This is a genomic window from Paraburkholderia sp. JHI869, assembly GCF_038900775.1.
GTDB lineage: Bacteria > Pseudomonadota > Gammaproteobacteria > Burkholderiales > Burkholderiaceae > Paraburkholderia.
Genome location: NZ_JAYMSC010000001.1, coordinates 132,949 through 147,565 on the forward strand (window position 1 = coordinate 132,949; position 14,617 = coordinate 147,565).

The following is a 14,617-nucleotide window of genomic DNA, read 5'->3' on the forward strand; positions in this document are numbered from 1 at the left end:
GGGGCTAAGGGGCAAGCAACACGCGCCGTAGTCCCATCACTTCAAATGACCATTGCGCCAGTCGCGCGGCGTCATGCCGAAACGCGCGCTGAACCAGTTCGTGAACGAGCCCTGCTGCGCATAGCCGAGCAGGTCGGAAACACGTCCGATGGGGTAGCGCGGGTTGCTCATGTAGCGCACCGCCAGTTCGCCTCGCACTTCCTCCACAAGCCGTGTGAAACTCGTTTCGGCGGCCCCGAGCTGGCGCTGCATGGTGCGCACGCTCAGGCGCAGATGCGCGGCCACTCCTTCGACGGTGGCCTGTTCGAGTGGCAGCAGCAGGTAAATCGCCTTGCGCACTTCGAGCGCGGTGGAATCGATGCCCGTCACATTGAGCGAGTCGGCGAGGCTCTCCGCATAGCGCACCAGTTCCGGGTCGGCGGCCGGGTTCGGATAGTCGAGGTCGGCGGCCGTGCACACGAAGCCGTTGAAGTCGCTGCCGAATTCCAGCGGACAGCCGAAAAAACGCCGGTGATACGTGAGACTGGGCGGCGCCCGATGAACGAAATGCACCGCGCGCGGCTTCCAGTGCTCGCCCAGCAGCGCGCTGGAGTGGCGCGCGAGCACGCCCACCGCGAGTTCGATGGCCTGGTAAGTCGGGGTGCCCGGATCGACGACCAGTTCCTCGCGGATCGTGACCGTCGCGCCCGTGTCTTCGACATACACCGCGAGCGCTTCGTTGAGCAAATGCCGGTATTCGGCGGTGGCGAGCAGGACCTCGCGCAGCGTGCGCTTGTGCGCGAGCAGAATGTTAACGACTCCGGTGCCGAACTTGTGACGGGTCTCGGCCATTTGCAGCGCGAAGGTCGGGCACGCTGCCTTTTCCGCCGAGCGCTCCAGCAGCCGGCACGCGGCGGCGGCGGGAATGCGGTGGTCCGGGTTCGCGAGCGCCGCAGCGTCCACACCGGTCTCGTGCGCAAGCTCGACCGGGTTCAAACCGACGCGCTTCGCCACGTCGAAATAGCCGCTCAGCGAGACCGAGCTCAGCGTGGTTTCCATGGTCGTGTGTCTCCTCGTTGCTGCCGCCTCGCCGCGCCTTTTCAGCCTTTAAAACATAGGCTTGCGCTTATATCGGTGTTAACGCCTGGTGGCGCGAAAAGCTAAAACGATGGCGCGCGATCAGAAAAGTGTACCGCAGGTTTGCCGTATCGTGCATCTCAACGGATCAGACATGTTCCGAGCGGCATTTCAGGCTCCTGGCCACGTTGCCAAACGTTGAAATACCGTCCCCCATACTGGAGAACACGATGCAATTCCTCGACGATTCGCTGCACCCCGAGAACCAGGACAAGGTTGTCATCACCACCGCGCCGTACGGCCCGGAATGGATGCCTGAAGACTTCCCGGAAGACATTCCGGTAACGATGGATGAACAGATCCAGAAGGCCGTGGACTGCTACAACGCGGGCGCAACGGTGCTGCACCTGCACGTGCGCGAACTCGACGGCAAGGGCTCGAAGCGCCTTTCGAAGTTCAACGAGCTGATCGCAGGCGTGCGCGCCGCGGTGCCGGACATGATCATCCAGGTGGGCGGCTCGATCTCGTTCGCGCCGGAAGACGACGGCCAGGCCGCCAAGTGGCTCTCGGACGACACGCGCCACATGCTGGCCGACCTCGAGCCGAAGCCGGACCAGGTGACCGTGGCGATCAACACCACGCAGATGAACATCATGGAGCTGCTCTACCCGGAATACCTGGAGGGCACCTCGCTGGCGCACCCGGCGCTCATGGCCGCGTACAGCGAAATGACGGTGCCGGCCGGCCCGGCGTGGGTGGAAGAGCATCTGCGCCGCCTGCAGGCTTCGGGCATCCAGCCGCACTTCCAGCTCACCGGCATCCATGCGCTCGAAACGCTCGACCGCCTCGTGCGCAAGGGCGCATATAAGGGTCCGCTGAACCTCACGTGGATCGGCATCGGCGGCGGCTTCGACGGCCCGAACCCGTTCAACTTCTTCAACTTCGTTCACCGCGCGCCGGATGGCTGCACGGTCACCGCGGAGTCGCTGCTCAAGAACGTGCTGCCGTTCAACATGATGGCGATGTCCATGGGTCTGCATCCGCGTTGCGGCATTGAAGACACGATCATCGACCAGCACGGCAAGCGCTTCACGTCGGTGCAGCAGATCGAGCAGTGCGTGCGCGTGGCGCGCGAACTGGGCCGCGAAATTGCCACGGGCAAGGAAGCGCGCGAGATCTACCGCATTGGCGTGCAGTACGAGACGATCGACGAGACGCTCGCGGCCAACGGCATGGCGCCGAACCGCGTGACCGGCGTGAAGAACCTGCCGCTGCGCGCGGCGTAATGAAAGTGGCCCGGCGCGCATGCGTGCTTGCGCCGGGCCTTGAATCGGGTAATTGGCGCATGCCTCCTGCCAGCCGGCAGACCTGAGAGAACAACGGAACCTGCCGGAGAGCGGGACACCACGGAGATAACCCATGCTCACGCATGCCGAGCCCGCCGCGGGCGAATTGACGAAGACCGAAAAATCAAGCGTGCCCGCTTACGCGTGGGTGGTGTTTGCCTTGACTGTCGGATTGCTGCTTTCGGATTACATGTCGCGGCAAGTCTTGAATGCGGTGTTTCCGCTGCTCAAGACCACATGGAATCTTTCGGACACGCAGCTCGGCTCGCTGAGCAGTGTGGTCGCGCTGATGGTGGGCGTGCTCACGTTCCCGCTTTCGGTCCTCGCCGACCGCTGGGGCCGCGTGAAGAGCATCGTCCTGATGGCGGCGCTGTGGAGCATCGCCACGCTCGGCTGCGCGATCTCGACGAACTACGGCGAGATGCTGCTGGCACGCGCTTTCGTGGGTATCGGCGAAGCGGCTTATGGCAGCGTGGGTATTGCAGTTGTCCTGAGCATTTTTCCGGTGCGGTTGCGCTCGACGATCACCGGCGCCTTCATGGCGGGCGGCGCGTTCGGCTCCGTGCTGGGCATGGCGCTGGGCGGCGCGGTCGCGGCCCAGCATGGCTGGCGCGCGGCATTCGGCGCAATGGCGATCATGGGGATCGTGCTGGTCGTGATCTATCGCATCGTCGTCACGGAAAAGCGGATTGCATCGCTGCAGCCGGCAAGCGTGAGCCGCGAGGCGAAGGGCCTCGGGATGCGCTTGAGCCTGCGCGCGCTGCTCAAGGGCCTCTTTTCGACGCGTTCGGTGGTGTGTGCGTATGTGGGCAGCGGCGTGCATCTGCTCGTGCCGGCCGCTGTGTGGAGCTGGCTGCCGAGCTTCCTGAACCGCTACTACGGCATGGCGACCGGCAAAGCGGCCGCGACCGCAGCGCTGTTCGTGCTCGTGACGGGCGTTGGCATGGTGGTGTGCGGCAACCTCGCAGACCGCTTCAGCAAGGATAACGGCGCGCGCAAATGGACCATCGCCGTTGCGTACTGCCTGATCTGCTTCGCGCTGCTCACGGTCGGCTTGCACATCCCGGCGGGCCCGGCGCAGCTCGTGCTGATCGGCGCGGCCATGTTCTTCTGCGCAGGTGCAGCGGGCCCCTCGGGCGCGATGGTGGCGAACCTCACGCCGCCCTCGATCCACGCCTCGGCGTTCGCCACGCTCACGCTGGCGAACAACCTGCTGGGCCTGGCTCCCGCCGCAGTGCTCACGGGCATCGCCGCCGATCACATCGGCCTGCTTGGCGCGCTGCAGCTCGTGCCGTTCGCACCGCTCGTGGCGGCTGCGGTTTTCCTGATCGGCAAGCGCAACTACGCCGCCGATCTGGATCGTGTGAACGCACTGCGCGAAGAAGCCGGTGGTCACGCGCAACGATGAATCTGAATTGGTAGTCCGAGCGAGTCGGACTGAGTTTGAGTAAAGGATAGGAGATTGAACATGGCGAAAGCAGTGCGCTTCCACGAAACCGGCGGTCCCGAAGTCTTGCGCTACGAGAGCGTCGAAGTGGGCAACCCCGGCCCCGGTCAGGTCCGCCTGCGCCATGAGGCAGTCGGCCTGAATTTCGCGGATACCTACTTCCGCTCCGGTCTGTACCCCGTGCCGCTGCCTGCTGGCATGGGCGTGGAGGCCGCGGGCGTGGTGGAGGCCGTGGGCCCTGAAGTGAACAACGTGGCCGTGGGCGACCGCGTGACCTACACCGGCTTCATCAACACGCTCGGCGCGTACAGCACCGAACGCCTGATTCCGGCGGCGCCGCTCATCAAGCTGCCCGACGCGATTGCGTGCGAAACGGCGGCTGGCATGACCATGCGTGGTCTCACCTCGTCGTACCTCATGCGCCGCATTCACGACTTCAAGGCCGGCGACACGATCCTGCTGCACGCAGCGGCGGGCGGTGTCGGCCTGATCGTCTCGCAGTGGGCAAAGCTGCTGGGTCTGAACGTGATCGGCACGGTGTCGAACGAAGCGAAAGGCGAAGTGGCGCGCGCACATGGTTGCGACCACATCATTTACTACGGCCGTGAAGACGTGGCGAAGCGCGTACGCGAACTGACGAACGGCGTCGGTGTGAACGTGGTGTTCGACAGCGTGGGCAAGGATACCTTCGAGGCGTCGCTCGACTCGCTCAAGCGCCGCGGCCTGCTGGTTTGCGTCGGCACGGCTTCTGGTCCGATTCCGCCGTTCAATCCGCAGATCCTGGCGATGAAGGGCTCGCTCTATCTCACGCGCCCGGCGCTGGCCGACTATATCGCCGACCCTGCGGAGAAGGACGAGCTTGCTGCGGAGCTGTTCGGCCACGTGGCCGCGGGCCGCATCAAGATCGAACTGAACCAGCGTTACGCGCTGGAAGACGCGGTGCAGGCGCATCGCGACCTCGAAGCGCGCAAGACGACAGGCTCGTCGGTCTTCGTCATCTGAGGAGCGCAGCATGAAAGTCGAACAACTGACCTATGCCATTGGCGCAGAACTGACTGGGGTGAATCTTGCCGATGCCGTTCATGACGACGGGCTCTTCGCCGAAATTCGCGCGGCGCTGCTCAAGCACCGCGTGCTGTTCCTGCGCGACCAGAACATCACGCGCACCGAGCACGTGGAGTTTGCGCGCCGCTTCGGCGAGCTGGAAGACCACCCGGTTGCGGGCAGCGATCCTGACCACCCGGGCCTCGTGCGCATCTACAAGAATCCGGAACAGCCTAACGACCGCTACGAAAACGCCTGGCACGCGGACGCCACCTGGCGCGAAGCGCCGCAGTTCGGCGCGGTGCTGCGCTGCGTGGAATGCCCGCCCGTGGGCGGCGACACGATGTGGGCGAACATGGTGCTCGCCTACGAGAAGCTGTCGGAGCACGTGAAGGCGCAGATCGACGGCCTCTACGCGCGCCACAGCATCGAGGCGAGCTTTGGCGCGGCCATGCCGATCGAAAAGCGCCATGCGCTGAAGGCGCAGTTTCCCGATGCGGAACACCCGGTGGTGCGCACGCATCCGGAAACCGGTGAGAAGGTGCTGTTCGTGAGCGCGTTCACGACGCACTTCACGAACTATCACACGCCTGATCGTGTGCGCTTCGGCCAGGACGCCAATCCGGGCGCTGGGGACCTGCTGCGCTATCTCGTGAGCCAGGCCTATATTCCGGAGTACCAGGTACGCTGGCGCTGGAAGCCCAATAGCATCGCGATCTGGGACAACCGCAGCACACAGCACTATGCGGTGATGGATTATCCGCCCTGCCACCGCAAGATGGAACGCGCCGGCATCATTGGCGACAAGCCGTACTGAAGCACGCAGGAGACCAGAACAAATGACGACAAAAACCACACCGACCATCTTGATGGTCCCGGGGTTGCGCGATCACGTGGCGGAGCACTGGCAAACGCTGCTGGAGGCGAAACTGCCCAACGCAGTCTCAGTGCCGCCGCTCGAGCACGACAAGCTCAGCTGCGCGGCGCGCGTAGCCGCGCTCGACGCTGCGCTCGCGAAGATCGACGGTCCCGTCATTCTCGTGGCGCACAGCGCGGGCGTGATGATCACGGTGCATTGGGCGCAGCATCACAGCCGCAAGATTCATGGCGCGCTGCTCGCCGCGCCGGCAGACCTCGAAACGCCGCTGCCGCTGGGTTATCCGGCGTTCGAAACGCTCGTCGAGCACGGCTGGGTGCCGATTCCGCGTAAGCCGCTGCCGTTCCCGAGCATCGTGGGTGCTAGCCGCAACGATCCGCTCGCACAATTCGAGCGCGTGGAGGCGATGGCGGAGGACTGGGGCAGCAGCCTGGTGGACCTGGGTGAAGTCGGGCATTTGAATCCCGCAGCGGGTTTTGGCGAATGGCCGATGGCCGAGATGTTGATTCATGAACTTGTCTGATCAAAAGTGGGCGGCGCAGGCGAACCGCGATGCGGGTGAACCGTCCGTGCTGACGATCGAAGCGATCTTCGATTTCATCTGCCCGTGGTGCCTGATCGGCAAGCGCAACCTGGACGCGGCGGTCGCGCGTTTCGCGACTTCGCGGCCCGATGTGCGTGTGCGTGTGCAGTGGCGCTCGCATCAGCTGCTGCCGTGGACGCCGCTCGAAGGCCTGCCGTATCAGGCGTTCTATCGCGACCGTCTCGGCAGCGCCGAAGCGGTGGCCGCACGTCGTGCGCAGGTGCAGCGCGCGGGGCGCGACGCCGGTGTCGAGTTCGCGTTCGAGCGCATCGACGTGATGCCGAACACCGCCGCCGCGCACGACCTCGTCACGTTTGCCGCTAGTCGCGGCACGCGCGAACAGAGCGCGGTGCTGATCGACCGCGTGCTCAAGGCCTACTTCATGGAAGGCGAGAACATCGGCGACTACGCGGTGCTCGAACGCCTGGGGCTTGAATGCGGACTCGAGCGAGAGAGCCTCGAGGCGCATATTGATGCATCGGAACGCATCGCGGACCCGACCGGCCAGCGCGTGCCCTACGCCCACCCGCAGGTGACCGGTGTGCCGTATTTTGTGTTCAACACGGGCTATTCGCTCTCGGGCGTGTATTCGCCGGTAGCGATGGCAGGCGCGATGGCGCTGGCGGTCGCGAACTGAGGCGGGCTGAGGGAAGTCGAGGGGAAAGGGAATGACACGTGAAGTACCGGTCGGCACGGCCGACGAACTTGCGCCGGGCCAGCGCAAACTGGTTTTCGTCGATGGCCGCAGCATCGTGCTGTTCAATATCGACGGACAGATGCACGCAGTCGACAATTCGTGCCCCCACAACGGCGCATCGCTCGCGAGCGGCACGCTTGAAGGATGCATGCTGCGCTGCCCGGCGCATGGACTGCGCTTCGACGTGCGCAGCGGCTGTATGCCGGGTGTGGACGGACTGAAGCTCACGACCTTTCCGGTGCGGACCGTAGACGGGAAGCTGCTGGTGAATGTCGTGGAAACGCCGGCTTCCAGCCAGGCATAAGCGCGCGGCAACGTTTTCGAACACCGTACACGAATAGAGTTTACTTAGGATAGCAAACCATGCAAGGTCTGATGATGGAGCAACCGCTCCTGGTTGCTTCGCTGCTCAAGCATGCAGAACGCCATCACGGCGCGCGCGAAATCGTCTCGCGCCGCGTGGAGGGCGATATTCACCGCTACCGCTATCAGGATCTCGCGCAGCGCGCGCGCCGCATGGCGAATGCGCTGTCGAGCCTCGTCATCGCGCCGGGCGAGCGCGTAGGGACGCTGGCATGGAATGGCTACCGCCATATGGAACTCTACTTCGCGGTATCGGGTTCGGGCGCGGTGCTGCATACGCTGAATCCGCGCCTTCACGCCGATCAGCTCGTGTACATCATCGAGCATGCGCAGGACCGCGTGATCTTCTTCGATCTCACGTTCCTGCCGCTGATCGAAAGCGTCGCGTCGCGCGTGAAGAGCCCGACGTTCTTCATCGCCATGACCGATCGCGCGCACATGCCGCGCAACCATAGCCTCGATTCGAGACTCCTCTGCTATGAGGACCTGATCGACAACCACAACGACGATTTCGAATGGCCGCTGCTCGATGAAAAGAGCGCTTCGTCGCTCTGCTATACGTCGGGCACGACCGGCAATCCGAAAGGCGTGCTCTATAGCCACCGCTCGACGCTGCTGCACACCTACGCTGCTGCGCTGCCCGACGCACTGAACTGCTCGGCGCGCGACGCGATCCTGCCGGTGGTGCCGATGTTCCATGTGAACGCATGGGGCCTGCCGTACATCGCCTGCATGACCGGTGCGAAGCTCGTGTTTCCGGGTCCGGCGCTCGATGGCAAGTCGCTGTATCAGTTGATCGAGGAAGAACAGGTCACGTTGTCGGCTGGCGTGCCGACCGTCTGGCAAGGTTTGCTCTCGCACGTCGAATCGATGGACGGTTCGTTCTCCTCCATGCGCCGCACGATCATCGGCGGCGCGCCGTGTCCGACCGCGATGACCCAGGCGTTCCAGAAGCGTCACAACGTGGACGTGCTGCACGCATGGGGCATGACGGAACTGAGCCCGGTTGGCACGGTTTGCAGTTTCAAGGCGCACCAGACCGAACTGGCCGACGATGAGCGCTACGCGCTGCAGGCGAAGCAGGGGCGCTCGGTGTTCGGTATCGACATGAAGATCGTCGACGCCGCGGGCGAGGAACTGCCCTGGGGCAGCAACGCCGCGGGCGACTTGCAGGTGCGCGGCCACTGGGTCGCAAACGAATACTTTGGCGGCGAATATGCTTCGCCGCTGCAGGACGGCTGGTTCCCGACCGGCGACGTGGCGAAGATCGATGCCGATGGCTTCATGCAAATCGTGGATCGCAGCAAGGACGTCATCAAGTCGGGCGGCGAGTGGATCAGCTCCGCCGACATTGAAAACGTTGCGAGCTTGCACCCGGAAGTCGCGACAGCAGTGTGCATCGCGGCGCACCACCCGAAGTGGGACGAGCGCCCGCTGCTGCTGATCGTGAAGAAGCCGGGCAGTGCGCTCGAAGCGGACGACCTGCTCATGTTCTTCGACGGCCGCGTGGCGAAGTGGTGGAAGCCCGATGCCGTGCTGTTCGTCGAAGCCGTGCCGATTGGCGCAACGGGCAAGGTGCTCAAGAACCAGTTGCGCGACCAATACGGCGGCCACTATTTGCAAGCGGGTTAACTCCCCTGGTCACAGAGTTTCATTCACGCAATACCCTTCAGGTTATACCCATAGGCAACAAAAAAAGGCGCCGGGACCACCTGGAAGCCACACACACGGAGAGAGGCAATGAAATTGAAGTTCGGCAGCCTGGCGGCGTTGGCCCTGTTCGCCAGCGTAGCGCACGCACAATCGTCGGTCACGCTTTACGGAGTCGTGGACTCTGGCTTGCTTTATCAGAGCACGTCGGCGCAGCATGCCTTCGCGCCCAAGATCATAGGCGGCAAACTGTTCAACGGCAACGCGGGCTCTATTTTTGCGCTCAAGGACGGCGGCATCTACTCGAGCATCTTCGGTATGAAGGGCTCGGAAGACCTTGGCGGCGGATACGCGGCCAACTTCAAGCTCCAGGGGTCGTTCAACAGCTCCAATGGGCAGACGGGATTGAACAGTTCGGCGACTGCCACTGCGGTTTTCAACCAGGTCACCACGGTTGGCGTGTCGGGCCCGTTCGGCAAGATCGACTTCGGCCGCCAGTTTGCGCCGATGGCCTACGCGATGGCCGAAACGGACGTGCGCAATGCGCAGTACTTCGGGAGCACGCTGACAGCCTGGCTGACCATGAACACGATGTCCGGCTGGGCGGGCAACAACACGAACGCCCAGATTGGCGCGCTCTATGACGACAATGCGATCGTCTACAACTCGCCGTCGTTTTACGGTCTTTCTACTGCACTTGAATACGCGCCCGGTGGCGTGGCAGGGCAGATCCAGGGCGGTACACGCGAGTCGGCCATCCTCAAGTACTCGGGCTTTGGCCTGAACGCCGATGCCGTTTATTACAACGGTCACGACGCGAACCCGTACGCGTACTCGAGCCCGCCGACTGCCACTCCGGCAACCGGCCAGAACAACAATCGCTTCGTCTATTTCGGCGCGAAATACACGTGGCACGGTTTCTCGGTCTCTGGCTCGTTCGCCAACGGTCGCAATCCGGCCAACACGAATGGGGCACCGAAGCCATTTGCTGTCTCCGGTGATTTCGACATGTGGACGGGCGGTCTTGGCTATCGCTTCTCGCCGGCGTTCGACGTCACATCGGGCGTGTACTACCTGAAGGACAACCGGAACAATGCGAACCAGTCGACCGCCTACGTCATCGGCGCCGACTACAGCCTCACGAGACGCACGCAGGTTTATGCTCAAGCCGGTTATGTGTCCAACCGCGGGCAGATGAACCAGGAGCTCATCTACGGCACGCCTGTCGCCCCGGGTCGCAATACCACGGCTGTTAACTTCGGTCTGCGCCATACCTTCTAAGTCGCGTCCGGCCAATCACTGGAGTAGGGAATGAATACACTTACCAAAACCCTCAGTTTTGCACTCGTCACGTTGCTCGCCACGGCGTCCCTGAACGCGTCGGCCCAGACCGACGCCAGCGCGCCGAGCGCTACGGCCTCGGCGGCGACCAGCGCCGCGGCACCGGCGGCACCCAGCAACACCCAGCTGCGGCGCGCGGTATACAAGGCGATTGCGAAGCACAAGGAAATTCACGGCGGCAGTATTGGCGTTACTGCCAAGAATGGGGCGATTACGCTGAATGGCACGGTCACGGATGCCGCGCAGGTCGACAGAGCCGCCGAGATCGCCAGGGGCGTCCCCGGCGTGACCTCGGTGACAAACAAGCTGACGGTTCAAAAACCTTTGGGCGGCATGTAAGCCGCGACAAGAGGCGCGGAGTGCGGTGAGGCCGGGGTCTCCCTGGTCAGGCCGTGCTCTGCCCAGCAGCGCGGAGGTTGACTCCAGTCGGCCTCTTGCTGTTACTCCGGACTGCTAATAACAGTCTGGAGCGTCGATCAGACTCGTGTGCAGGCGCGAGTCTGGAGGCGTGAGTTCGACGTTAGAGTCGGAGCGTTTTATCGCCGTTTCGCGGGTGCGGAACGGCGATTTTTTTATGCAGTCAGCGCCCGTACCACCATCACCACCCCCACCGCAATCGCCGCAGCACCCACCCCGCGCGCGACTCTCGCGCCACCCGGCATCCACCTTTCCGCAGCAATGGCCGCAGCGACCAAAGCCATCGCGGGCCTATCCATCACACCGGCGGCAAGCAGCGCCGCCATCAAATTCCCGCAACAGCACAGGCAGTGCTGACCGAGCCTTAAGCCATGACGCAGCGCCGCCTGTACATCGAGCCGCGCATGTCCGCACGACGGTACGTTCCCGCAGCACGCAAGCCACCGCGCTTTCCACGCCGAGAATTGCAGCACGCCCGCAATCACGACGACAACACCCGCCACGGCCGGCGCGGTATGCGACAACGCAGGCGCCGCGACCGCAAGTGCGGTAAGTTGCGCACCCGCCGCAAACACGAGCGCCCCAACGGCAAGCCACACAAGGAAGTACCCAAACCCGGCCATCACCGTCATCCCACCCGCCTGCGCGGCGGGCCGCTCTCCCACCGCCTCGAAATACCGCCACAAAGCCGGCGCGACCGCAGGCAGCATCATCGCGACCATCATCACATTCCACATGCCGGCAAACGATACGGCGGCGTCGAGCCAGGTGCGTCCGCACATGGGTGCCCAGAGCGCGGACATCGTCCAGCCGCCGGACATGGGCGTGCCGCCCATCGCGTCCATCGAAGCGCACCACACAAACGTGACCGTCGCGCTCGCCGCAAACACGAGCGCCGCAACGCCGAAGAAGATCGCACGCGGCGCACCGCTGTGCCGCCCCACCGTTATGCCGACGTTATCCATGATGCGCCTCAGCTTTCCGCGTACTCGTCGTGCCGGTGCCACCAGATGCCGGCCTCGTTGCGTCCCTTCGGCGCGCGGTCGAGCCACTGGTACATGCCCCACACGCCATCCAGGCCGCGCGCATAGGTCGAGTACGTGTGATAGACCACGCCGTCCTCCAGCACGAATGCGCTGAGGCCAGGACGGTCGCGCGTATAGGTCGCGGCGTCGGTGCCGCAGCTTGCTGCGAACTCGGCAACGGGCGCGGGCGGCGGGTTCATGTCCATGGCGTGGCCGCTGCGCGCGTAGTTGTATTCGATGTCGCCCGCGCGCTGCTGCGCCGTGGTGAACGACACGTTGAAATCGAAGTTGAAGTCGTTGCCGCTCGACGAGGCCCACGGGAAATGCCATCCCATGCGCTTGCGGTAGGCCAGCAGTTTCGCGAGCGGCGCGCGCGAGACAGCCATGAGCCGCACATCGTGATTCGCGAGATGGACGGCGATGCCGTCGAAACCGTCCGCAATCGAGGAACACGACGGGCAGCCCGCCGCGTAATCCGGCCCGAACATGAAGTGATAAACGAGCAGTTGCGAGCGCCCCTTGAAAAGATCGACGAGCGTGGTGCTGCCATCTTCGGTTTCGAAGCGATACGTTTTATCGACGCGTACCCACGGCAACGCCTGGCGTTGCTGCGCCAGTGCGTCACCGCGCCGTGTGTGTTCCTTCTCGGCTGCGAGCAGTTCGATGCGTGCTGCAAGCCAGTCTTCGCGCGTTCCTGTGGTATGGGTTGCCATTGCCTGGTCCTCCTATGGATTCACAAGGGTGGCGGCGTGCTGTGGGTGCCGCCGCGGCGTTCGATCGATGATGCATTTGATCGCCGTGTTAGATTAGGTCCGGACCCAGGAGGAGGGGGAGTGACAAGTGTGGCGGGATTCGCATGACCATGGATTCGCTGATCACGTCGGCGGCGCGCGCGCTCGCGGCCGGTGACCCGCTCGGCGCGCTGAACCGGGTCGCGTTGCGTGACGACGCGCCCGCGCTCGCGCTGCGCGGCATCGCCATGGCGCAGCTTGGCGACTTCGCGCGCGCGAAAGCGCTGCTGCGCAGCGCCGCGCGCGGCTTCGGTTCGCGCGAGGCCGTGGCCCGCGCGCGCTGCGTTGTCGCCGAGGCCGAAATCGCGCTTGCATCGCGCGATCTCGGCTGGCCGACCGATACGCTCGCTGCAGCGCGGCAAACGCTCGAATCTCATGGCGACCGCCTCAACGCCGCGCATGCGCGCTACCTGGAAATTCGCCGTTTGCTGCTCATCGGCCGGCTCGACGAGGCTGGGGCCATGCTCGCGGAAGTCAACCCGGCGCCGCTCCCGCCCGCGTTGCGTGCAGCGCACGAACTGATCGCTGCTGGCATTGCCATGCGGCGCATTCAATCGCAGGCGGCACGCCGGGCGCTCTCCGAGGCCGCACGCGCCGCGCGCGAGGCCGGCATCGCGGCGCTGAGCGCCGAGATCGAGAGCGCTGCGCGGTTGTTGACCTCGCCGGCTGCGCGCCTCATCGCGCGGGGCGAAGAGCGGGTGCTGCTGCTGGAGGATGTCGAGGCGCTGCTCGCCTCGAAGGCGCTCGTCGTGGACGCGTGCCGCTACGTCGCGCGCGAGGGGGCGACGGTCATCGAGCTTGCGCGACGGCCCGTGCTGTTCGTGCTCGCCCGCGCGCTCGCCGAGGCGTGGCCCGCCGACGTTGCGCGCGACGCGCTCATCGAGCGCGCCTTTCGCACGAAGCACGCCGACGAAACGCACCGCGCGCGCCTGCGCGTGGAAATTGGCCGCCTGCGTACGCTGATGCGCGACGTAGCCGATATCGGTGCGACCCAGCAGGGCTTCGCACTCGCGCCGCGCCACGCGAGCGAAGTGGTGGTGCTGGCGCGTCCGGTGGAAGAGAAGCACGCAGCCGTGCTGGCTTTTCTCGCCGACGGCGAATCGTGGTCGAGTTCGGCGCTGGCGCTTGCGCTTGGCGCGAGCCAGCGCACCGTGCAGCGCGCGCTCGATTCGCTTGCGGCGGCGGACAAGGTGCAGTCGTTCGGCTACGGCCGCGCGCGCCGCTGGACCACGCCGCCCGTTCCCGGATTCGCGACGACCTTGTTACTCCCCGCGCCGCTGCCGGGCGATTAGGATGAACGCCTGTCCCTTCATTCAAGGAGGAAGTCATGAAACGATCGACCGCCGAAGTCGTCCGCGAGTACGGCCCTTTTCCCGGCATCGAGAAGGTGGGCGGGGTCTCGTACGATGGCAAGCACGTGTGGTTCGCCGTGGGCGAGCGCATTGCGTCGCTCGATCCTGTGAGCGGCCAGACGCAGCGCTCGATCGACATCGCGGCGCACGCGGGCACGGCCTTCGACGGCAGGCATCTGTTTCAGATCGCCGAGGACCGCATCCACAAGATCGACCCCGAAACGGGCCGCGTGCTCGCCACGATTCCCGCGCCCGGTGGTGGCAGCGACTCGGGCCTTGCGTGGGCGGACGGCACGCTCTGGGTCGGGGTGTATCGCGAGCGCAAGATCCATCAGGTCGATCCGCAGACGGGCGCGATCTTGCGCACGCTCGAATCGAGCCGCTTCGTCACCGGCGTGACGTGGGTGGACGGCGAGCTGTGGCACGGCACCTGGGAAGGCGATGAGAGCGATTTGCGGCGCATCGATCCGGGTACGGGCGAAGTGCTGGAACAGCTCGATATGCCGCCCGGAACCGCCGTTTCTGGGCTGGAGTCCGATGGCGGCGAGCAGTTCTTCTGCGGCGGCGGCAACACCGGGAAGATTCGCGCGGTGCGGCGACCGAAACGCGAAGGCTAGGCGCGCAGGGC

At 64.7% G+C, this 14,617-nt stretch carries 15 protein-coding genes; 12 read left to right on the forward strand and 3 right to left on the reverse strand.

Annotated features, from left to right (window positions below; translation table 11 throughout):
- Window positions 1–36: 36 nt before the first annotated feature.
- Window positions 37–1,038, reverse strand: a complete 1,002-nt coding sequence (locus VSR72_RS00645) for an AraC family transcriptional regulator (protein ID WP_342950480.1) — start codon at window positions 1,036–1,038, stop codon at window positions 37–39.
- 248 nt (window positions 1,039–1,286) lie between these two features.
- On the opposite strand from VSR72_RS00645, the gene VSR72_RS00650 reads away from it, so the two are divergent.
- The 10 genes from VSR72_RS00650 (at window position 1,287) to VSR72_RS00695 (ending at window position 10,743) form a co-directional block, all read left to right on the forward strand.
- Window positions 1,287–2,342: a 3-keto-5-aminohexanoate cleavage protein gene (locus VSR72_RS00650; protein ID WP_342950481.1), complete on the forward strand. Its 1,056-nt coding sequence runs from the start codon at window positions 1,287–1,289 to the stop codon at window positions 2,340–2,342.
- Window positions 2,343–2,475: 133 nt separating this feature from the next.
- Window positions 2,476–3,810 (forward strand): MFS transporter, encoded by a 1,335-nt coding sequence (locus VSR72_RS00655; protein WP_342950482.1) that lies wholly within the window; start codon window positions 2,476–2,478, stop codon window positions 3,808–3,810.
- Window positions 3,811–3,870: 60 nt separating this feature from the next.
- Entirely contained in the window at window positions 3,871–4,851 is a 981-nt protein-coding gene (locus tag VSR72_RS00660) for a quinone oxidoreductase (protein ID WP_342950483.1), read from the forward strand.
- A 10-nt stretch (window positions 4,852–4,861) separates the two neighbouring features.
- Window positions 4,862–5,710: a TauD/TfdA family dioxygenase gene (locus tag VSR72_RS00665; protein ID WP_342950484.1), complete on the forward strand. Its 849-nt coding sequence runs from the start codon at window positions 4,862–4,864 to the stop codon at window positions 5,708–5,710.
- A 22-nt stretch (window positions 5,711–5,732) separates the two neighbouring features.
- On the forward strand, window positions 5,733–6,293 hold the full coding sequence (locus tag VSR72_RS00670; RefSeq protein ID WP_342950485.1) for an alpha/beta hydrolase: 561 nt from the start codon (window positions 5,733–5,735) through the stop codon (window positions 6,291–6,293).
- The gene (locus tag VSR72_RS00675; RefSeq protein WP_342950486.1) at window positions 6,280–6,990 is read left to right on the forward strand and encodes a DsbA family oxidoreductase; all 711 of its coding nucleotides are present in this window, start codon (window positions 6,280–6,282) and stop codon (window positions 6,988–6,990) included. Before VSR72_RS00670 ends, VSR72_RS00675 begins: the two co-directional genes overlap by 14 nt.
- Before the next feature lie 31 nt (window positions 6,991–7,021).
- Entirely contained in the window at window positions 7,022–7,354 is a 333-nt protein-coding gene (locus VSR72_RS00680) for a Rieske 2Fe-2S domain-containing protein (RefSeq protein ID WP_342950487.1), read from the forward strand.
- A gap of 59 nt (window positions 7,355–7,413) precedes the next feature.
- Entirely contained in the window at window positions 7,414–9,045 is a 1,632-nt protein-coding gene (locus tag VSR72_RS00685; protein WP_342950488.1) for a 3-(methylthio)propionyl-CoA ligase, read from the forward strand.
- A 108-nt stretch (window positions 9,046–9,153) separates the two neighbouring features.
- Window positions 9,154–10,344 (forward strand): porin, encoded by a 1,191-nt coding sequence (locus VSR72_RS00690; RefSeq protein ID WP_342950489.1) that lies wholly within the window; start codon window positions 9,154–9,156, stop codon window positions 10,342–10,344.
- A 30-nt stretch (window positions 10,345–10,374) separates the two neighbouring features.
- Window positions 10,375–10,743, forward strand: a complete 369-nt coding sequence (locus VSR72_RS00695; RefSeq protein ID WP_342950490.1) for a BON domain-containing protein — start codon at window positions 10,375–10,377, stop codon at window positions 10,741–10,743.
- A gap of 233 nt (window positions 10,744–10,976) precedes the next feature.
- On the opposite strand, the gene VSR72_RS00700 is transcribed toward VSR72_RS00695, so the two are convergent.
- Together VSR72_RS00700 and VSR72_RS00705 are read right to left on the reverse strand one after the other, a co-directional pair.
- Complete coding sequence (locus VSR72_RS00700) at window positions 10,977–11,786, reverse strand: DUF2182 domain-containing protein (protein WP_342950491.1); 810 nt, start codon at window positions 11,784–11,786, stop codon at window positions 10,977–10,979.
- Between the two features lie 8 nt (window positions 11,787–11,794).
- A complete protein-coding gene (locus tag VSR72_RS00705) occupies window positions 11,795–12,559 on the reverse strand; it encodes a DUF899 domain-containing protein (protein WP_342950492.1) in 765 nt (254 codons plus the stop codon).
- Window positions 12,560–12,708: 149 nt separating this feature from the next.
- Here VSR72_RS00705 and VSR72_RS00710 point away from each other — a divergent pair, with 149 nt between their 5' ends.
- Together VSR72_RS00710 and VSR72_RS00715 are read left to right on the forward strand one after the other, a co-directional pair.
- Complete coding sequence (locus tag VSR72_RS00710) at window positions 12,709–13,929, forward strand: helix-turn-helix domain-containing protein (protein WP_342950493.1); 1,221 nt, start codon at window positions 12,709–12,711, stop codon at window positions 13,927–13,929.
- 35 nt (window positions 13,930–13,964) lie between these two features.
- A complete protein-coding gene (locus VSR72_RS00715; protein ID WP_342950494.1) occupies window positions 13,965–14,606 on the forward strand; it encodes a glutamine cyclotransferase in 642 nt (213 codons plus the stop codon).
- Window positions 14,607–14,617: the final 11 nt, after the last annotated feature.